General features: G+C 69.1%; 16 protein-coding genes. 5 read left to right on the top strand and 11 right to left on the bottom strand.

Features of this window, described 5'->3' with window-relative positions:
* Positions 1-458 precede the first annotated feature (458 nt).
* Positions 459-1,490, top strand: coding sequence for a S41 family peptidase (locus ACFWB8_RS34220; RefSeq protein ID WP_385236286.1), 1,032 nt, complete (start codon positions 459-461; stop codon positions 1,488-1,490).
* A gap of 264 nt (positions 1,491-1,754) precedes the next feature.
* A complete protein-coding gene (gene fdx / locus ACFWB8_RS34215) occupies positions 1,755-2,099 on the top strand; it encodes an ISC system 2Fe-2S type ferredoxin (RefSeq protein ID WP_385236283.1) in 345 nt (114 codons plus the stop codon).
* A 665-nt stretch (positions 2,100-2,764) separates the two neighbouring features.
* On the opposite strand, the gene ACFWB8_RS34210 is transcribed toward fdx, so the two are convergent.
* The 3 genes from ACFWB8_RS34210 to ACFWB8_RS34200 form a co-directional block, all read right to left on the bottom strand.
* A complete protein-coding gene (locus ACFWB8_RS34210) occupies positions 2,765-3,670 on the bottom strand; it encodes a HEAT repeat domain-containing protein (RefSeq protein ID WP_385236280.1) in 906 nt (301 codons plus the stop codon).
* A gap of 13 nt (positions 3,671-3,683) precedes the next feature.
* Positions 3,684-4,403 carry a HEAT repeat domain-containing protein gene (locus ACFWB8_RS34205; RefSeq protein ID WP_385236277.1) on the bottom strand — a complete coding sequence of 240 codons (720 nt, stop codon included), beginning with the start codon at positions 4,401-4,403 and terminating at the stop codon, positions 3,684-3,686.
* Between the two features lie 152 nt (positions 4,404-4,555).
* On the bottom strand, positions 4,556-4,870 hold the full coding sequence (locus ACFWB8_RS34200; protein WP_385236274.1) for a hypothetical protein: 315 nt from the start codon (positions 4,868-4,870) through the stop codon (positions 4,556-4,558).
* Between the two features lie 348 nt (positions 4,871-5,218).
* Here ACFWB8_RS34200 and ACFWB8_RS34195 point away from each other — a divergent pair, with 348 nt between their 5' ends.
* Positions 5,219-5,710: a hypothetical protein gene (locus ACFWB8_RS34195; protein WP_385236271.1), complete on the top strand. Its 492-nt coding sequence runs from the start codon at positions 5,219-5,221 to the stop codon at positions 5,708-5,710.
* Here the strand turns inward: ACFWB8_RS34195 and ACFWB8_RS34190 are convergent.
* The 5 genes from ACFWB8_RS34190 to ACFWB8_RS34170 all read right to left on the bottom strand — a co-directional run bounded on the left by ACFWB8_RS34190 (position 5,674) and on the right by ACFWB8_RS34170 (position 11,537).
* Positions 5,674-6,564, bottom strand: a complete 891-nt coding sequence (locus tag ACFWB8_RS34190; protein ID WP_385236268.1) for a tyrosinase family protein — start codon at positions 6,562-6,564, stop codon at positions 5,674-5,676. The two genes, ACFWB8_RS34195 and ACFWB8_RS34190, sit on opposite strands and share 37 nt — an antisense overlap.
* 464 nt (positions 6,565-7,028) lie before the next feature.
* Positions 7,029-7,892, bottom strand: a complete 864-nt coding sequence (locus ACFWB8_RS34185) for a glutaminyl-peptide cyclotransferase (RefSeq protein WP_385236265.1) — start codon at positions 7,890-7,892, stop codon at positions 7,029-7,031.
* A 656-nt stretch (positions 7,893-8,548) separates the two neighbouring features.
* Positions 8,549-9,541 carry a hypothetical protein gene (locus ACFWB8_RS34180; protein WP_385236262.1) on the bottom strand — a complete coding sequence of 331 codons (993 nt, stop codon included), beginning with the start codon at positions 9,539-9,541 and terminating at the stop codon, positions 8,549-8,551.
* An 89-nt stretch (positions 9,542-9,630) separates the two neighbouring features.
* A complete protein-coding gene (locus ACFWB8_RS34175) occupies positions 9,631-10,998 on the bottom strand; it encodes a cytochrome P450 (protein WP_385236259.1) in 1,368 nt (455 codons plus the stop codon).
* Between the two features lie 368 nt (positions 10,999-11,366).
* Positions 11,367-11,537, bottom strand: a complete 171-nt coding sequence (locus ACFWB8_RS34170; protein ID WP_385236256.1) for a hypothetical protein — start codon at positions 11,535-11,537, stop codon at positions 11,367-11,369.
* A 334-nt stretch (positions 11,538-11,871) separates the two neighbouring features.
* On the opposite strand from ACFWB8_RS34170, the gene ACFWB8_RS34165 reads away from it, so the two are divergent.
* Positions 11,872-14,259 carry an MMPL family transporter gene (locus ACFWB8_RS34165; RefSeq protein WP_385236253.1) on the top strand — a complete coding sequence of 796 codons (2,388 nt, stop codon included), beginning with the start codon at positions 11,872-11,874 and terminating at the stop codon, positions 14,257-14,259.
* Between the two features lie 82 nt (positions 14,260-14,341).
* On the opposite strand, the gene ACFWB8_RS34160 is transcribed toward ACFWB8_RS34165, so the two are convergent.
* The 3 genes from ACFWB8_RS34160 to ACFWB8_RS34150 are packed head-to-tail and all read right to left on the bottom strand — an operon-like array spanning position 14,342 to position 17,108.
* Complete coding sequence (locus ACFWB8_RS34160) at positions 14,342-15,595, bottom strand: cytochrome P450 (RefSeq protein ID WP_385236250.1); 1,254 nt, start codon at positions 15,593-15,595, stop codon at positions 14,342-14,344.
* 35 nt (positions 15,596-15,630) lie between these two features.
* The gene (locus ACFWB8_RS34155) at positions 15,631-16,833 is read right to left on the bottom strand and encodes a beta-ketoacyl-[acyl-carrier-protein] synthase family protein (protein ID WP_385236247.1); all 1,203 of its coding nucleotides are present in this window, start codon (positions 16,831-16,833) and stop codon (positions 15,631-15,633) included.
* A 17-nt stretch (positions 16,834-16,850) separates the two neighbouring features.
* Positions 16,851-17,108 carry an acyl carrier protein gene (locus ACFWB8_RS34150; protein ID WP_385236244.1) on the bottom strand — a complete coding sequence of 86 codons (258 nt, stop codon included), beginning with the start codon at positions 17,106-17,108 and terminating at the stop codon, positions 16,851-16,853.
* A gap of 437 nt (positions 17,109-17,545) precedes the next feature.
* On the opposite strand from ACFWB8_RS34150, the gene ACFWB8_RS34145 reads away from it, so the two are divergent.
* Positions 17,546-18,511 (top strand): alpha/beta fold hydrolase, encoded by a 966-nt coding sequence (locus tag ACFWB8_RS34145; RefSeq protein ID WP_385236241.1) that lies wholly within the window; start codon positions 17,546-17,548, stop codon positions 18,509-18,511.
* Positions 18,512-18,555: the final 44 nt, after the last annotated feature.

Genomic DNA, 18,555 nt, shown 5'->3' with positions numbered 1-18,555 from the left:
GCCCCACTCGCGCACGCCAGCACGATGCGAGCACGCTCCGCGAACCGTGGTGCCACCGCCCCACTCGCCCAACGAGACAACTCAGCGCGTTCCTCGTCGGACAGGCGGACTTCAACGGCACGAGGACCCGGCGACATGACAACAGGCTACAGACTTAACCACCGGATTCTGGCGCATCACACTAGCCTCGCCGTTTCGGTTGGGGTGATGAGACGTCGCTGATCGTCTGCTGCCAGGTGGGCGAGGTGACTTCGTTACTTGAGCATGGCGGAGTCCCGGCGCGGGGGTCGGGTTCTCCAAGGTCTTTCGGGTCGTGGGCGGTCAAGGGTTTACTGGTCAGCCGGCGCGACGGCATTCTCCTGCCAGCTCGGCCGCGAACTGCGGATAGCGGGATCCACCCGTCTCACGACATGTCAGCCAGAACATCAAGAGGGAGTAACAGAGACGCAATGCGGGACATGTCGAAGAAGATGCCGACACGGCGCCGCGCGGTGGCGGCCATAGCGGCGCTGATAATTGCCACCGGCTGTACCGCTGAGCCTTCGGCGCCGGGATCCGCGATGTCACCCGACGCCCGCGAATACCTCATCACCGCGCTGGACGTCATGGAGGGAAACTCGCTGTACAAGAGTGACCTTGACTGGTCGACGATACGCCAGAACGCCTTCACCCGCGGCGCGAAAGCGCGCACACAGGCCGAGACCTATGGGGCCGTTCGCGAAGCACTCCGGAACTTGGGCGACCAGCACAGCCAGTTCATGACCCCGGAGGAGGCCAAGGCGGCTCTGAGCCCTTCATCGGAGAACTCCGTACTGCCTGAAGGCCGGCTGCTGCCTGGAGGCATCGGCTACCTTGTGCTGCCCTCGGTCGCGTCCGACAAGGCCGCCGCGGCCTACGTCCGCCACGCCCGGACAGTCGTACAGGACATGGACCGGCAGGGAGCCCGCGGCTGGATCGTTGACCTGCGCAGCAACACGGGTGGCGACATGTGGGGACCACTGGCCTCAGTCGGACGCCTCCTGAACGACGGTGACATCGGCACGTTCGTAGAGTCCGACGGCAAGCGGACTGCCTGGACACTCCAGGATGGAACACCGAAGGCGTACCGCGACACCTGGGGCCCCTACGAACCATTGACACATCCGGATCCGCCAGTTGCCGTGCTCACCAGCAAGCGCACCGCCAGTGCGGCCGAGGCCGTAACGATCGCCTTCCGCGGACAGCCACGTACGCGAAGTTTCGGCCAACCCACACGCGGTGTTCCCACAGCCAACGACTCCCACCGTCTCGCCGACGGCGCGATGATCATCGTTACCCAGGCCAGAGAAGCAGATCGGACCGGCCGGATCTACGAGGGCCCGATCCCACCCGACGAAGAGCTCCCAGACGATACGCGAAACCCCGGCAACAGCCAGGACAGCACCATGGAAGCTGCGATCCGCTGGATGAGTACTCAGCGACCGAGTCTCGACATCGCCACTCTTCCATGATCATCACGTGGGGCCCTTGGAACTATGGTCCCGAAACGGCCACTCAACCTTCCCTGAGACAGGTCACCGGCGGACGTGTTGCAGGTCACATCGGCGCTGTCCCGTCTCAGCCGATCCGGTCCCGGTCTCAAATGATCTGGTTCGATTCGTTCGACGTCGCAGTCGATCTGGTCCGCTGGAACGCCGTTGTCTCCGGTCAAGGGCACGATGACGCGTTCTCAGATCACCCTACGGGCGCGCGGCGAGTTGCCTAGAGTGCTGCGCATGACACAGATCGTGGTCCTTCCTCATCCCACCTACTGTCCTGGAGGCGTGGTCATCGAGGCCCCCCGAGGCCAAAGCATCTGCGACGCGTTGCTGGATCACGACATCGAAATCGAGCACGCCTGCGAGAAGTCGTGCGCCTGCACCACGTGTCATGTCCTGGTACGTGAGGGTTTCGCCTCGCTGGGCGAGCTCGCCGACAAGGAAGAGGACCTGCTCGACATGGCCTGGGGGCTGGAGGCGCAGTCGCGGCTCGCGTGCCAGGCCATGATCGGTGAGGAGGACCTGGTCGTCGAGATCCCCAAGTACACGGTCAACCATGCCTCGGAGAACCACCCCAAGTAGTCAGTCGCGCCTTGGTCCGTCCGTCTCGGGCACCGCAACAGCCCCGCCCGGATGGCTCTCGCTCGGCATCACGCCCCAACAGCTTCGTGTATTCCCTGATGCCGGAAGCCGATGCAGTTGCCGACGGCATCCACCGCCCAGAGTTGGTACCGCCCAGATCCGCCTCCGCCGCGGCCCAGATCCACTGAGATGGCGACCCGTATCCACGCCTGCGGGACCAGGTCAACTGAGATGTCCGGCATCCTGGCGTCTCAGCCGATCTGGTCGCCGCAGCTCACAACCTTGCTCACGGACCAGATCATTTGAGACGGGACAGCGGCCCGGCTGTACCCGTCCGGCGTTGTGTGCGGGTCGGGAGGCGGGGTGGGCGGCAAGCTGGGCGTGGGGGGCTGGTACGTGGGTGGAGGTGTGCGGACGTGGTGCTGAGGCCTCCGGTCGCGCCGATGCTGGCGAAGGCCGCCGAGACGATCCCGGCCGTGCCCCGGTCCGGTCCGGGCCTGGCTTTTGAGCAGAAGCTATGGACAGGGTTGTGGGCTGTCCGTTGTCTCTTGTGGCCGTGGCTGATGCCGGGGCTATCGGGCGAGGTGCCCCCGCTTATGTACCTTGCTGGGATCTTCTTCGCAGGTCGGCATCACGCCTATATGACGGGGGGCTGTGGCGGGTCCTTACTCGTGCGCGGTGTGTCCTGTCCGGCCGTTCAGGGTGTTTCGTGCGGGGGTGTGGACGACGGGGTGGGGGTCGTCAGCCGCTTGCCGTAGGGCTGGTTCGGCTGCGGGGCCGAGGATGCGGACGACGTTGTCCAGGGCACCTGCGCGGACGGCGGGGGCGGGGTGGGTGGTGGTGAGGTGTTCGAGGAGCGGGGCGGTGCGCTGGTCGCCGAGGTGGCCGGCGAGGTCACAGAGGATCTGGTGGCTGCGGGCCGTGGAGCTCGGCGTGCTGCGGGTGAGGCGCTGGCGGTCGGTGTCGAAGAACCGCTGCTCCGCATACGGGTTGTCGCGGTGGTGGATGAGGAGGTTGAGGGAGACGGAGAGGGCAGGCGGGTGGTGCTGGGTGTGGATGTCGCGGCTGGCCCGGTAGAACATGACCTTCCCCGGCGGGAGCTCGGTGTGTTCGAGCAGCCGGAGTTCGACCCGCTCGTCCACCTGCCCGGTGACCTGGTGGGGGTCGTATTCCCAGATGGTGGTCGCGTAGCCGGGGCCGAGGTGGCCGACGGTGAGGAACGAGAAGGGGTGGTCGTGGGGCAGCTCGTAGGAGTGGAGCGACTGTTCCTGCTGCAGTTGCATGCCGGTGGGGGGAAGCCAGATGTTCGCCCTGACGGTGAAGCTGTCGCCACGTCCGAGGAGCAGCGCCGGCCCCATGTAGGGGTTGCCGTTCTGCCAGGAGGCAAGATCGGCGAGCTCTCGGTTCAGGTGGTCCACCAGCAGGTCTGGGTCGCTGCTCAGTGCGCGCAGGGCGTCGGCCGAGCCGAGGACGGAGTCGGTGTCGCCCGTGTCGACGGTCGCTTGGATGTGGTCGAGGTAGTCGGCCAGGCCGATGCTCGGCTGCCGCTCGCCAGCGAGGGTGTAGGCCACGAACGGGGTCCTCTCAGACGGTCCACACAGGCCGGGGGGCGGCTACCGGGGGAATGCCGAGGGCGGCGGCCGCGGTAGCCCTGATCTCGGGGTGCGGATCGCGTGCGGCGGCTTCCCGCAGACGGATGGTGCCCGCTTGGCGGTCGATGCGGAACAGGGCGCGGATGGCTTCCCAGCGCACCTGGTGCTGCGGATGGGCGGCGAGGTCTTCGAGGCGGGGCACGGAGGTGGCCCTGCCGGCGGCGCCGAGGAGGCGGATGGCGTAGGTGAGCCGGGTCGCGGTGAGATCCGCGCTGATGACCTGCACAGGGCGCAGCGTGGCGCGGTCGTAGGCGAAGCGGTACGGCAAGACCGGCGGCGTGGCGAGCAGTAGGTGCGGGTACGGGGCTGCGGGCTCGGTGAAGACTCCCAGGTGCTGTTCGGCGTGCAGGGCAAGTACGTGGCCCTTGGCCACCTGGTAGGTGCCGAGTGGGGTGAGTGCCTGGTGGTCGAGGGCATCGGGGCGTGCGTGGCGCGGCCGGGTGTAGACCTCCAGACCGGCTGGCTCCACACCGAGGGGGGCGATCAGGCAGTGGGCGGCAGCACTGACCAGCAGACCCGACTGGACGGGCGCGGGCCACGCCCTCAGGGTGAGGGACCAGCCCGGCTCTTGGGCGACAACAATGCCCGCGTCGGCGGCACCGGCAACACCCTGGTCCGGATGCCGGCACACCTCGCCGAGCAGCTGCCGCACATGGCCGTCAGCCCATCCCGAGGCTGCGAGAACACCAAGCGCCGCCTGCGCGGTGAAGAACCCCTCAACCTCCCCAGCCGTAAGGTGCCTGCCCATCTGGTCGACGAACTCGCCCAGATGGGCAGACACCTGACCGCTGTCAACCCTCAAACTCATCCGTGTGGCCCGCCGAAAAGGTTTTGAAGGATGGAAAGGTCGGTGTTGCCGCCGATGAGGATGGGGCTGGCCTCGGTGATGCTGTCCAGACCGGTGGCGGCCCCACTGGCCGCCACCTGGTTCCCCAGCTCGGGCAGCTCGTCACCCACGACCGGCTGCGCCGTCGCGCCGGCGTCCTGCGCAACCCCGACAAGCGCCGGCGCCAGCGCTCCAACCTCCGCGGCCTGCGCGCCACCGATACCGCCTCCCAGTGCCGCTGCCACGGTGCCCGCCACGACCAGTCCGTGCCGCAGTCGCTCGTTCTTGATCATCCTTGCTCCCAACATTTCAGAAGGCATTTCGTCGTACCGACCGCTCAAGTCGTCACTGCCTCAACGAGCAAGCCTCAGAGAGGAGGTTGCCGTACTGGACGGGTGCACCAGTACGGAGGAATCGAAGGAGTGCACTCGCATCCCGTGATCAACATGCTGTAGGCCGATGGCCCGTGGACAGCTCGACAGTGCATAACAGAAGTTCGACGGCCACCGCGCGATCCTCTTCACCCCCGCCAGTTCGGGCGGCCGGCTGCTCCTGCAGACTCGGCGCGGGCTCTCTCGTCCAGGACCGGTTCCCTGACCTGGTCGCGGCCGCCGAGTAACTGCCCGAGGGCCTGGTCCTCGATGGCGAGCTCGTCGTCTGGGGCACCGCAGCCGGCCGGCTGTCCTTCGAAGCCCCTCCAGCGCCGGGCCGCCGCCCGCGGCCGCACCGCCACCGCGCTCGCCGCGAAGGCCCCCGCGTTCTTCATCGCCTTCGACGCCCTGCAGATCGACGGCATCGAGCTGCTGGCCCTGCCCTACGCCGAGCGCCGCCGACGCCTGGAGGTCCTCTTCGCGGCCCGCGCACTGACCGCCCCGTGGACGCTGTGCCCTATGACCACCGACCCGGACGAGGCCAGGGAGTGGCTGGAGGACTGGACGGACGTCTCCGGCGTCGAGGGTCTGGCCGCCAATTCCCTATTGGACCGGCGTGTTGAAGCTGATCAAGGGGGGTTGTTTGAGTATGGACTGGCGTGTGTTCTGAGGTGTCTCAGGACGCACGGCGCGATGCCGGAGCGGTCGGGCCCGGTGGGGGCTTCTCAGCCCGAGTCCCCTCTGGCTGGCCAGCGCTTGTAGCGGTAGCAGTAGCTGCCGGACGTGGTGCTGAACGTTGAACGGACGGTCACGTTGAACGGTGGCAGGGTGGCATTCACGCTGCTGCTGTAGGTGTTGGCCAGGTTGGGGTTTCGCTTCTGCCATTCCCACCACAGCAGGTCGGTGAAGCACGCGATGACCCAGAAGAGCGGGTCGTTCGGCGCGGCCGTGGACGACAGGTCGCCGTCTTTCCCACCGATCGCTTGGAGCACTGTGTTGAATGTCTGCTCCAGGGCCACCCTGAACTGGTCATAACTCCCGCGGTGGCTGTTAAGGAGGTTTTCGACGTCCGTCGGGCTGGGCAGAGCGGGGACACTTTTTCCTCTGCGGCGCAGGGTGTGGCTTCGGGGGATGGTGCACTTCCAGTGGGCGAAGGTTCCGTCGACTACGGTGCCGTCGCCGGGCCGGCGGGTGCCCCCGAAGTAGGAGGCGCTCACCACCGGCGGCTGTCCTGGGGACTCGGAGTCCTTGGTCCAGTCCCAGTAGGGCAGGCGAACCGACGGGTCGACCCTCCGAAGGTCCAGCTCGAAGAGGTACAAGTAATGGCGGAGCCAGGGAAGGAAAGCCGCCACCCCAGCCCTTTCCGCCGGGTTGTTGTAGTAGACGGCGACTGTCTTGTTGTAGTGGCTGTTCTCGACGCCACCGTTGTATAGCGTCTTGACCGCGTTGGCGAAGCGATTCCACTGATCGGCACTCAGTTCGCGTACTTCGGGTCGCACGGTCGGGTTCGAGCACTGCGCGTATGCGTCTGTTGCGGGAAGAAGCCCCAGTGTGGTGCCTGCTGCCAGTGCTCCTCCCAGTTTCAGCACGCCGCGTCTGTCGATGGCTGGTGTCATGGCTTTCCTGACCGTTAGGCGCCGGCGATCCCGGCGGTCCACACGATCAACGACGCAGAGGAGGGCGCGTTGCGCAGTGCAGTGATGTTGCGTCCTGACCCCTCGCCGTCTTGCCGATCCGGACGGCGCCCTGTCTTGCGGCGGGCCGCGTCGGGGGCGACGTACAGGGCGCCAGGTCGGAGACCCCGCCATGTCCGGGGACCCCGGTCGAGGCCCGCGGGAGCGGTGCCCGTCCAGCCGATGGAGCAGGTCACCGACGGGTCGCCCCCGCAATGCGTGCGGGCGATGAGCCCCCCCGCGCACGACGGCACGGCTCGTCGAGGGTGATGGCGCGCCCGTCCCCGCCGAGTGCCCGCCCGACGGTGCGCCTGGCGTGGCGGCGGGCGGCGGCCTGGTCGAGCACGCGCACCGATACGGCCGTGAACAGGTCCCCGGGGCTCCTCGCCCAGTAGGCCGCCTTCAATTCAGACGGCGGGCCGGCTGGCGGCGATGCGGGGACTGGCAACCCGAGGGGACGAGAGGGAGGTTCCGGGGTGCGTAGCGCAGTTCGGGGCAGATCCTGCCGCAGCAGCAGCCGGGATGGCTCGCCGGGGATCGAAGGAGACCTGGAACATGTGGGGCCAGAGTTTGCCGGTGAGCAGGAATGTGTTGGTTCCCGGTACGGCGGCGATGCCGTTCAGTTGCTGGTCTTCGCGGCGTTCGGATGCGGCAAGAAGCCCGGTGGCGTCGATGTCCGCGGTGACGGTACCGGTGCGCGGGTCGATGCGCAGGATCGTGTCCGTCATGTGCACGTTGGCGTAGATGGAGCCGTCGGGCGCGCATTCCAGTTCGTTGAGCTGAGTAGCGGGCGCGCCGTCCTGGCGCACGTTGATACCGCCCGTCGCCGTGAACGTGTCGGGGTCGCGGAAGGTGAGCCGGTCGCTGCCGTCACTCATCACCAGCCGTTCCCGCCCGGCGATGCGCTGGTGACACAGGCCCCAGCCCTCGCCCCGGAAGCTGACTCGGCGACGCTCCAGCAGTGTGACGGGATCGCGTTCGATGGCGATGCCGTCATCCCAGGTGAGCTGCCACAGTTTGGCGCGGGACAGTGTGATGCCCTCGCCGAAGTACGGCGCCGGCAGGTCAACGCGTCGGGAGGGCGGCTTGCCTGGCAGTCCGGCACGCACCGAGGACTCGCCGACCAGCCCCGTGCTCTCGTAGAGGGTCGCGCCGCGGAACTCCAGACCCTGGGTGAACGCTCGGGGATCGTGGGGGAGGGTGTCACGCACAATCGCCCGCAGGAACTGAATGCGAGGGCCGGCGGCGGCATGGACGGGCGTGGCCGCCATCGCCCGTCCACCGGCCGTCATGCGGCCAAGGCCGGCAGGCGCAGGGGTCGTGTGCGCGGCATTGTTGTAGCGGACGGCGCCCCCCGGTTCGGCTGGGCCGGGGAGCAGTGCCCCTCCGACGGCCGCCGCCACCAGCGCCCGTGTGTGCTTGCCCGGTCCGGCCCGCCGCCGGCCCGTGACGGTCGTCCGGCCGGCCCCTGAGAGCCACGACAGTGCCGACAGCCTCCTACGCATGATCCTCGATGCCGCCTGGGCCGCGGCCGCTGTTCCCTCGAGCACTGAAATCTCCCGTTCTGATGCGTCACACAAGTGCTCCGCACAGCTGAGACCGGACCCCGTGCAGGAGCCGCTGTGGATGCACAGCCGGCGCCCGCCCTCGACATGCCCTGTCGGCGGCAGGTCCTGTCCAGGCCCGTGGACACAACGAGCAGTGACACCACGAGTCACCGATCGTCGGCCGACTAGCAGAGCCGCTGACCCCACCACTTCGAGCCCTGACCGCGGACCTGGTCATCGGCCCGGACCTCAGCAGGCACCAGTGGAAGGACCCGGACGAGTACCAGCGCGTACGGCGGCTCGGCATCGACACCGACGCCGAGTTGTCGCTGCCGAGGAGATGCCCGAACTGTGACGTTCCACTGCAAGGCCGTTCCTTCCTATAGCGGCAGGTACAGGGTGCGGTGGGGGGTGAGGATGACGGTGGCGTCGGTCAGGCCGTTCCAGTTGTGGCCGCGGCCGTTGTAGCGGGGGGTGAGGTAGGACCATTCGAGGTTTCCGGCGATCATCGTTTCGAGTGCGTCGAGGTAGGCGCGGAGGCTGCTGGTCTGGCCTGCCGTGCCCGCCCGCAGTGTGGTGGTGAGGTCGTCGAATTCGGCTTCGACGCGGTGGACGGTCGCGGCGATGCGGTCGACGGCGGCTTGGAGGTTGCCGCCGTTGTCGGCGAGCGCGAGCTTGATCTCGTTCATGGTGTCGCCGCTGTAGAGCTCCTTGCGGTAGGAGAAGACGTCGTTGACGCCGATCCAGTGGCGTGCGACCAGCATGTTCAGGCGCCGTAGCTCCGGCAGCTCCTCCAGGCGGTCGGTCAGGTCGGTGCCGAGGGCGAATTCGAGGAGGGGGAAGCAGCATTCCCCGATCGACCGGTGGCGATGGCTTTCGTATGTGGGCAGGTCCAATACCGCACGGCTGTCGATGAGGCCCCGCTCTGCGTGGCAGGCGTGGAGGAACTCGTGCAGGGTCCGCGCGTAGCGCTGCCAGAGCGGTGCGGGCGCGAGGGGCAGAGTCTGCTCGCGCAGCTTCCGGAAGGCGCGCGTGAAGGCGGTATCCAGTTGCGGGGGCCCACCGTCGATGACGGCCGACAGGTCATGGATGCCCAGCTGCCGGATCCTCGATGCCGGGGCGTGGGCGAGGACGTCGTCGATGGCGAACAGGACGTCGATCCACGCACAGACCAGCTCGATGCGGTCTTCGCGGGCGTCGGCGTAGGCGAGCAGGTTCCACAGACTGGTGCGATGTTCCAGGAACATCTCCAGTTCCTCCTGGCTGGTGAAGGCGTCACGGAGAAGCGCGCTCAGGCGGTCCGCGCAGCGCCGCTCCAAGCTCTCGAGGCCGTGGCGGCGCCTGGCAGGCGCGAACCGGGGGAAGAGCGGCATCCGGAACCTCGGGTAGCTCTCGCCTGACCCTGTACTGCCGCCTGGCGGGGCCGGGACGGGAGCGCCGTCTTCAAAGTGGTCGGCCACCCTCATCGCTGGTCTCCCACCGCCCGGGGCCCGCCTGACAAGGCTGTGCGGCGGGCGAGGAGGAGGGGGCCGGCTTTGGGGGTGAGGAGGAAACGGGGCAGCGGCTGCAGCGGCGCGGCGCCGGCGTTGCGTAATTGCCAGTGGCTGCTGATCGAAGCGAGAGCGAGGACAGCCTCGGTCATGCCGTACTGCTCACCCAGGCACTTCCGGCGCCCGCCGCCGAAGGCCGTGAACGCCTGGCGCTGGGCCGCGGTGACGCGTTCGGGAAGCCACCGGTCCGGATCGAAGACCTCGGGATCGCCGAAGACGGCCGGGTCGCGTTGCAGGGCGTAGGGGGAGACGATCACATCCGCGCCCGCGGGAACACTGAACCCCGCGAGCACGGCCTGTTCGAGGGTGGTGCGGGAGAGCATCCAGGTGGGCGGCCACAGCCGCAGCACCTCGAGGAGGACCTGCCGGGTGTAGGGCAGGCGCGAAATGTCGGCGAAGACGGGAGTACGGCCGGCGAGCTCGCAGTCCAGCTCGGCCCACAGCCGGTACTCCACGTCCGGGCGTGCGGCCAGGGCGTGCAGGGTCCAGGCGAGCAGGGAAGCGGTGGTCTCCACGCCCGCGGCCAGCACCGACAGAACCTGATCACGGACCTCGCTGTCGTCAAGGGGGCGGCCATCGTCGTCGCGGGCGGCCATGACCAGGGACAGCAGGTCGTCACCCGGCGCCTTCCCGGCCCGGTACTGCCCGATCACCTCAGCAACGGCCCGCTCCAGGCGGGCCTGTGCCTGCTGGAAACGGCGGTTGGCCGGCAGCGGGAGCCGGTGCAGCAACGGCCAGGGCACCAACATCTGCCGGAACATGCCCTCCAGCAGCACCGGCAGCGCCCCGCCCATGGTCTCTGCCGCCTCCCGGCCGGCCGGGGCCGCGATCAGGGTGCGTGCCACCACGCGGGCCGCCAGCCCATACATGCTGGCCTCCACATCAAGCCGCTCACCCTCCCGCCACCCGTCGACCACCTGCGTGACGCACTCGCCCATCACCGGCGCGTAGCGGGCCACCTGCTCCCGGCTGAACGCGGGCCGCATCACGGGCTGCTGACGCCGGTGATCCGTGTTGCTGCACGTGATCACACCGTTGCCGACCAGGACCCGCGCGGTGTCCATGAACGGACCGCCCTTGTCGAACACCGTCGACACCAGCACCTCACGGGCCGCCTCCCCGCAGGTGACCAAGTACACCCGGCGCCCCGCGAGCTGGAGCCTGACCACTGCCGGGCCTTCCCGCTGGGATGCCAGGAAGGCGAGGGGATCACGCACCAACTGGATCACGTGACCCAGCCACGGCACGCCCCCCGCGACCTGCTGAACCGCAGCTCCCACCACGCCCACCTTCTGCCACATGCGCTCAGTACGCCGAACCACAACTGCCCACCCCACCCCGTACCAGAAACACAAAACCTTTTCTCCTCCCCACAGAGGCCCTGGGCACGCTTCTGTCGAACGGGTGTGGCCTGCGCGGTTGCGGGGAGACGAGACTGCCCAGGGGCCTGCAAGCCGGGCCCGGCACCGGTTGGAGGCGGGTCCGGCTTCCAGAGGGAACGGCTGGGGAAGCATTGCCCGGTGATGTGTGCTGCGTGCGCCGGGTGTAGTCGGGGGAGCAGGGGAAGACCGCGTCGGTGGGACGCCCCACGCGAGCAGAGCCTGGCCGTGCCCCGGTAGTCACACCGCCCGGGCCCCTTCGCGCGGTCTCACGCGATAGCCGGCTGCGGAACCTCCAGCACCCCGGCGCCCTTCCGGGCCAGCTCAGCAATGTGCGGCGGTAGATAGCCGTCCAGGGAGTCGATGTCGTCACGCAGCCGCGCCCGCAGCCCGTGCAGGCACGCCTCGGCGAACAGTTGCTGCTCATCGGCGTCCGCCATCAGCCCACCTTCCGCATAGCCCTGGCTCGACGAGTACGACCGCCGTGCGTCGGCGCCGGTCTCGGCGTGAAGCGGGTGCCGAGCATCCAGGCGATCTCCTGCCGGTCCGACTCTCACGGACCGGCTGCCCGGCTGCGCGGCTGCCGGGTCTGGAGGGCCGACGGCCCCGGCTCCACACCACACAGCCGGGCGCTTTCGCGCTGTCGGGGCGCGGCCCCCCTCGCGGCCCCGGCTGTCTGCTTCGACTCCCGGGGGCCTACGCCGAGGGGTGAGGGGTTTGCTGCGCCACGTTCTGCTCGTGTCCTCGTTTGTGCAGGTGACGGGGCGGTGACTGATGGGCGACCCTGTTCTGCATGGGACGTGGGGAGCGAGTATGTATCTGCGGACAGGGTCCGACGCCGCTGCCGTGGGTACGGCCGACTCGGTCCAGGACGACGCACGGCGGCCGTTGGGTTTGGTGCGCCATCGTCGTCTCGTGGTCTTCCTGGCTCTGATGTTCGCCGTTGTGGCGGCTTGGTACGGGGCTTCGGCTGGCGAGCACATGACGGCCGGGGACGTCGTGCCGGTTTCCGCGGAGTCTGCACGCGGCGATCGGGTCCTGGCCTCTCAGTTCCATGCTCCACGCGCGAACATGATTTTGGTCGCACGTGCCCGGCAGCCGGTGGATGCCGGCGCCCCTACTGCGGCCGGTCTGGAGCTGCAGCGGCGTCTGGCTGCGGATCCGGCGGTCGCGAACGTCGTCTCCTTCTGGTCCGCGCAGGCGCCTGAGCTTCGCTCGCACGACGGGCGGGCCGCGTTGCTGGTGGTGCAGTTGCGCGGCCGGGAGGATGCGGCGACGCAGGCGGCCGGACGGCTCCTGCCGCACGTCACCGGGCGCCAGGGCGCGCTTGAGGTGCTGGCCAGTGGTGAAGCGGTGGTCCGGGCGGAAATCATGCGGCAGGCCGAGCACGATCGGCTGCGCGGTGAGCTGCTGGCGCTGCCACTGACGGCCCTCCTGCTGCTGGTGGTCTTCCGCTCAGCGGTGGCGGCCCTGCTCCCGGTCCTGGTGGGCGCTCTGGCGCTGACCGGATCGATGGCAGTGCTGCGGGCGCTGACGACGTGGACGACGGTGTCGGTCTACGCGAGCAGCATCAGCAGCGCCCTGGGCTTCGCCCTGGCCGTGGACTACAGCCTGTTCGTGCTGAGCCGCTACCGTGAGGAACTGGCCGCCGGTCGGCACGCGCACGAGGCGTTGCGTATCTCGATGCGTACCGCGGGCCGGACCGTGGCCTTCTCCGCCGCCACGGTCGCTCTGTCTCTCGTGGCGCTCCTGGTGTTCCCGCACACCGTTCTTCGGTCCATCGCCTACGGCGGGATCAGCGTTGTCGTGCTGGCTGCGGCCGGGACGCTGCTGGTGCTGCCGACGGTGCTGGCCCTGCTCGGCAGCCGGGTGGACCGCTTCGATGTCTTCGCGCGCTGCAGGTCGCGACGCGGCGATCGCACACGGGATGAACACAGGCCGGGCAGCTGGGGCAGGACCGCGGTGTGGGTGATGCGCCGTCCGGCCACCGTGACGGTCGCGGTCGTGGCCGGGCTCGTTCTGCTGGCGTCGCCGTTCGCACACGTGCGCTTCACGCTGTTCGACGACCGTGTCCTTCCCCCGGCATCCGCGGCGGGACGCGCCGGTGAGCAGCTTCGCCGGGACTTCGAGGCGAACAGCACCGTCACCGCTACGGACGTCATCTTGCCGGACTTCGACGCGCGGGCGCGGCGTGCAGCTCTGCAGGACTACGCGCGGCACGTTTCCTCGCTGCCCGGCGTGGTGCGGGTGGACACCGCGACCGGCTCGTACAGCGCAGACCGAACCGCCGAGAACAAGGTCACCGCGGATCCGGCTCGGGCTGGGCAGTACATGTCACAGGGCGGGGTCCGGCTGGCTGTGACCACGCGCGGTGAGCCGTACACGCCGGCCATGCGCGACCTCGCCCGCTCGCTTCGCAGCCTGCCGGCTCCCGCCCCTGCCCTGGTCAGCGGTCCGGGAGCCAGACTCGCCGACGTACAGGACGCCCTGGCCAGCCGGGTACCGCTGGCCCTGCTCATGATGGTGCTGGCCATGCTCACGCTGGTCCTGGCGCTGACTCGGAGGCCCGTCCTGGCCGTCAAGGCTCTGTTGCTGAACACGCTCAGCCTGAGCGCCACCTTCGGTGCGCTGGTCTACGTCTTCCAGGACGGGCACTACGCCGACGCCTTGGGCGGGTTCGCCGTCACCGGAGCCACCGACGCCCTCCTGCCGATCATGGTGTTCTGTATCGCGTTCGGCCTGTCCATGGACTATGAGATCTTCCTCCTGGCCCGGATCTGCGAGGAGTACGAGGCATGCGGCGACACGCGCCTTGCCGTGGCCGAGGGCCTGGACCGTACCGGCCGCCTGTTCACGTGGGCCGCCCTCACATTCGCGGGCGTGATGGCCGCGCTGGCCACCTCGTCCCTGCTGGTGCTGAAGATGGTCGGCGTGGGTCTCGCCCTGGCCGTTCTCCTGGACGCCACCGTCGTACGCGCTCTCCTCGTCCCCGCCGTCATGTGCCTGGCAGGAGACGCCAACTGGTGGACTCTCACCCGCAAGCCTCCCCGGACCGGCCCACCGCATACCCGGCCCCCGGCTGCGGTGACCGGACCCGATCGCCGCACCGCTTCCCAGGACGCGGCCCGCGCGCCGCTCCAGCCGCGGCGTTCGGCCCGGTAGCGGCCGGTGCCCCGGGGCGCAGCGGCCCGCGTCGGGCAGGCGTTCGCTGGACGCGATAACAGGCCGGCGGCGCCGGGGCAGGTCAGGAGGCGAGCCGGTCGCGGGTGACGGGGAGCGTGATGACGGTGCGCAGGTTGAGTCCGGCGGGCCGCACAGCTGGTCCGTCGGTGCGCAGGGTGGGGAAGCGCCGCAGGAGTTCAGGGAGGAACTCGGCGGCGTTCAGGCGGGCCAGGGGTGCGCCGAGGCAGTAGTGGAGACCGCCGCCGAAGGCGAGGCTGCGCTGCGGGCGGCGCTGGAAGTCGAGATCGTGAGGATTCGTGAACTGATCGCAGTCGCGGTTGGCGGCGGCGATCAGGGCGTGGACAAGGGTCCCGGCCGGCACCGCGATGCCTGCCAGCACGGTGTTCTGGGCGGGGACGCGGACGGCGTTGTGGACGGAGGGATCCCACCGCATCAGTTCCTCGACGGCCTGAGGCCATGCTCCGGGGTGGGCCTTGAGCCATGCCGCCTGCCGCGGATGCTGTTCCAGGGCCAGGAGGGCGGTGGCGAACAGGGACGAGGTGGTCTCCACTCCCGCCCCGACGAGGAAGACGACGTTGGCCGCCAGGTCGCTCACAGACAGCTGCCCGCTCTCCAACCGCTCATGGGTCAGCCACTGCGACAACAGCCCATTGCCACCAGCCTGCAAGCTGGACTCCAGGAGGGCCAGCACGTAGGCGTGGAAGTCGGCGCCGGCTGCATCGGCGGCGGCGATCTGCGCGGGTGTCGCGAACGGCTCCGTCAGCGGTGCGGTCTGCACGCTGTAGTGGGACAGCAGGGACGCATCCGACAGGGGCAGGCCCAGAATCGCGCACATGACGGCGACCGGTAGCGCGCGGGCCACCGTGCCCATGAACTCCGCCCGCCCGTGATGCTCCAATTCTGCTTCCAGACCGTCGAGATGGCTACGGACCAGTTCGCGAATCGTGGGCCGGAGCCGGTCGAGCGTCCGAGGTGTGAACGGCCCCGCGAGGAGGTGCCGCAGCTGGCTGTGCCGGGGAGGGTTGAGCCGGGGGAGTGTGGCCATGACACCGGAACCGGCACCGCTGGTGTGGATACCGCGTTCGCTGCGCCACTGCTGGTCGGGGACCTGCCAGACGCGGTCGGACAAGATCTGGGCGCACTCGGCGTACCTGGTGACCAGGAGTGCGTGGGGGCCCAGGCTCACGACCGGTCCGGCTGTGCGGATCTCCTCGAACAGCGGGAAGGGGTCCTCGCGGCCTTGGCGGGAGTGGAGCCGGCGGATGATGCCGCGCGGTGCCGGCGGCGCGGCCGGGAGTGTAGTGACGGTGTCCATGAACAGCGCGCTCCTTTCGCCGGACGCCGGATGCTTCAGGGGGTGCGGAAAGCCAGCACGACGTTGTGGCCGCCGAACCCGAACGAGTTCGACAAGGCCGCTCTCACGCGCTGCCGCGTCGGGATCTTGGTGACCAGGTTGAGGTCCAGCACCGGGTCGGGGTTCTCGCAGTTGGCCGTGGGCGCAACCGTGGACTGTTCGATCGCCAGTACCGTCAACGCCGCTTCGACGGCGCCGGTGGCACCCAGAGAGTGCCCCAGCACGCCCTTGGTGGACGTCACCAACGGCCCGTGCGTCAGCACACCGCTGATGACCCGGGCTTCCACAGCGTCGTTCAGGACGGTCGACGTACCGTGCGCGTTGACATGGTCCACATCACCCGGGGCCAGCCCCGCATCGCGCAACGCCGCGCGCATCGCCTCGCGGGCTCCGCGCCCCTGGGGGTGCGGAGCGGTGGGATGGTAGGCATCGGTCGCCGCACCGCAGCCGGCCAGCAGCGCCCTGGGACGGCGGCCGCGGGCCAAGGCATGCTCGGCGCGCTCCAGCACCAGCACGGCCGCGGCTTCCGCCATCACGAAGCCGTCCCGATCCGTATCAAACGGCCTGGACGCGGCCCGTGGATCGGCGCACCGCCGCGACAGAGCCCCGAGGTTCGCGAACCCGGCCACCGTCAGCGCGGTGTTCGCCGCTTCCGTCCCGCCGGCGATGACGATGTCGCACTCACCCGAGGCCAGCAGGCCGCGGGCCGAGGCAATGGCCGTGGCCCCCGACGCGCACGCCGTCGACACCACGAAACTCGGCCCCTGCGCACCACAGGCCAGCGCGACCTCACCGGCGGCCATATTCGGCGTCATCATCGGAACCAGCAGGGGAGAGACGGCCTCCGAGCCCCGCCCCAACAGCCGGGCATGCTGCTTCTCCCAGGTCGCCACACCCCCCATACCGCACCCGATCACCACACCCACCCGCGTACCGTCCCAGTCGGCCGCGACCAAAGCCGCGTCGGCCAGCGCCTCGTGCGCGGCGACCAGGACCAGCTGGACGAACCGGTCCAGCCGGTAGACCGTACGGCGCCCGACCACACCGAGATCCGGCCCGGGCACGGACGCGCAGAAGTCGACCGGCATCCCCGCTAGAGCCGGGTCGGCGTCCGCCGCGGTGGAAGAGCCCTCACACACCCGCCGCCAGGTCGCATTCACCCCCGCCCCGGCCGCCGTGACCATCCCCAAGCCGGTCACGGCGATCTCGCTCCCGCTCACCCTCCGGCCACGGCAGCAGACGGCAACTTGGCGCCGATCACGGCGGCCACCTCGCCCAGCGTGGAGTCCTTCCCCACCTCCTGGCCGCTCACCCTGACGCCGAACTCGTCCTGCACCATGGCAGCGAGCTCGGCCACGGCCAGGGAATCCAGCTCCAGCTCCGCCAACGTGGCGTCGGCCCGGATCACCTCCGGCTCCACCCGGAACGTCTCGTCCAAGATGCCGACCAGCTTCTCGTAAACCGTGCTCGCCATGGTTCGCCTTCCTCACCGGACGACCCGGCCGACCGCCGCTCGTCCCTCTCGACCTCAACCTCGCCACACAAGACCCTTCGCGGAGATCAACGAGGCACGCAACGCCAAGAAACGGCACATCAGGCGTGCCGACAGGGCAAGGGTCCGGCACCCGCGCCGCCCGCCCTCCGCCCCCTCCTCGCCCCCGCCATTGACCTGTGCGGACGCCGACCGCAAGCCGTCCCCCAAGGGATCGCTTATCCGCAGAGGTCACCCGTCTGCGCTGCCACACCCCGGCAGTTTGCGCACTGGCTGCTAGAAAGATCACCACGCCCCGCCCGGGGCAGACCGACCCGGAGAACCAGAGAGCATCCGCGTCGAACAGCTGAACCCCGCGCCCCCCAGGTCACGCCCAGCCTGACTCACACACGCCGACCACCATCAGGAGCGGACCACCGATGGATCGACGCCCCAGAACCACCCAGACCGTCACCAGCAAAGGGTTGGTGTTGGAGGTCGAGACCCGAACCAGTCCCTCACCCCGCATCGCACCGATCCTGGCCGTTCGAGCCCTCGCCGAAGGCCAGGCCGCGATCCGGCCTCAGCTCGAGGCACTGCTGCCGCTCGCGGACGTGGTGGCAGTCCGCATCGCAGGCATCTCCGCCCCCGGCGTCCTGCCACAAGACCACACACTCGACGACCTCGCCGACGGCCTCGCCGCCGTACTGGACCAACTCGGGCTCGCCCGAGTCAACGTGTGCGGCACCTCGCACGGAGGAGAGATCGCCTACCGTCTCGCAGTCCGCCACCCCCAGCGCATCGAACGAGTCGCCCTCACCGGCGCCACCGGGCACCCCCGCGACCACCTTCCCCCCGGCATCAGCGCAGCCGTACTGGCGGACCGGATGAAAAGCTCAGCGCGCCACGAGATGGCGGATTACGTAGCTGCGGCCCTGCTGTGCCAGGACCCCGCACTACCCGTACGCGGACGCGCCGCGCTGCGCTGGGTTCTCGACGACCTCATCAGCAACACCGACGACCAGCAGATCGACATCTGGATCCGCTGCTTGAGGCTCCTTCGAGACGCACCTCAACCCACGGCGATCACGATGCCCCTGCTGGCCGTGACCGGCGAACACGACGTCGTCTCCCGCCCGCCGGAGTGCCGCGCCCTGGCCGCCCTGTCACCGGGCTCGGTATTCGCCACCATCAAGGAAGCAGACCACTTCGTCTTCCTCACCCGTACACGCGAGCACCTCGAAGTCACACGCCGGTTCCTCCTTGACCAGCGCCTGGAAGACTTGCCCTACCTCGCCGTACTCGAACAATTCCCTCACCCCCGCCCGACAACGGCCGCCACGCCGCGGGGCGAGCGGGAGTGTCTAATAAACGGCGGATCTGTTGATCATGGAGACGCCAAGTGAGTGAGATGACGATCGAGCACGAGTCCGTGGCTGAGCCGGTGGGT

It is taken from the genome of Streptomyces sp. NPDC060031 (assembly GCF_042736805.1).
In the GTDB taxonomy this organism is placed as follows: domain Bacteria; phylum Actinomycetota; class Actinomycetes; order Streptomycetales; family Streptomycetaceae; genus Streptomyces.
Note: the sequence above shows the minus strand (reverse complement) of the source record. Positions and strands in the feature narration are given on the sequence as shown.

What these genes read in the sequence shown, in the direction of transcription:
- ACFWB8_RS34220 (WP_385236286.1), top strand. Translation starts at nt 459, where the DNA reads ATGTCGAAGAAGATGCCGACACGGCGCCGCGCGGTGGCGGCCATAGCG.
- ACFWB8_RS34195 (WP_385236271.1), top strand. Translation starts at nt 5,219, where the DNA reads ATGGCGAGCTCGTCGTCTGGGGCACCGCAGCCGGCCGGCTGTCCTTCG.
- ACFWB8_RS34150 (WP_385236244.1), bottom strand. Translation starts at nt 17,108, where the DNA reads ATGGCGAGCACGGTTTACGAGAAGCTGGTCGGCATCTTGGACGAGACG.
- ACFWB8_RS34160 (WP_385236250.1), bottom strand. Translation starts at nt 15,595, where the DNA reads ATGGACACCGTCACTACACTCCCGGCCGCGCCGCCGGCACCGCGCGGC.
- ACFWB8_RS34180 (WP_385236262.1), bottom strand. Translation starts at nt 9,541, where the DNA reads ATGCCGCTCTTCCCCCGGTTCGCGCCTGCCAGGCGCCGCCACGGCCTC.
- ACFWB8_RS34170 (WP_385236256.1), bottom strand. Translation starts at nt 11,537, where the DNA reads ATGGCGGACGCCGATGAGCAGCAACTGTTCGCCGAGGCGTGCCTGCAC.
- ACFWB8_RS34145 (WP_385236241.1), top strand. Translation starts at nt 17,546, where the DNA reads ATGGATCGACGCCCCAGAACCACCCAGACCGTCACCAGCAAAGGGTTG.
- fdx (WP_385236283.1), top strand. Translation starts at nt 1,755, where the DNA reads ATGACACAGATCGTGGTCCTTCCTCATCCCACCTACTGTCCTGGAGGC.
- ACFWB8_RS34200 (WP_385236274.1), bottom strand. Translation starts at nt 4,870, where the DNA reads ATGATCAAGAACGAGCGACTGCGGCACGGACTGGTCGTGGCGGGCACC.
- ACFWB8_RS34190 (WP_385236268.1), bottom strand. Translation starts at nt 6,564, where the DNA reads ATGACACCAGCCATCGACAGACGCGGCGTGCTGAAACTGGGAGGAGCA.
- ACFWB8_RS34185 (WP_385236265.1), bottom strand. Translation starts at nt 7,892, where the DNA reads ATGGCGGCCACGCCCGTCCATGCCGCCGCCGGCCCTCGCATTCAGTTC.
- ACFWB8_RS34165 (WP_385236253.1), top strand. Translation starts at nt 11,872, where the DNA reads ATGGGCGACCCTGTTCTGCATGGGACGTGGGGAGCGAGTATGTATCTG.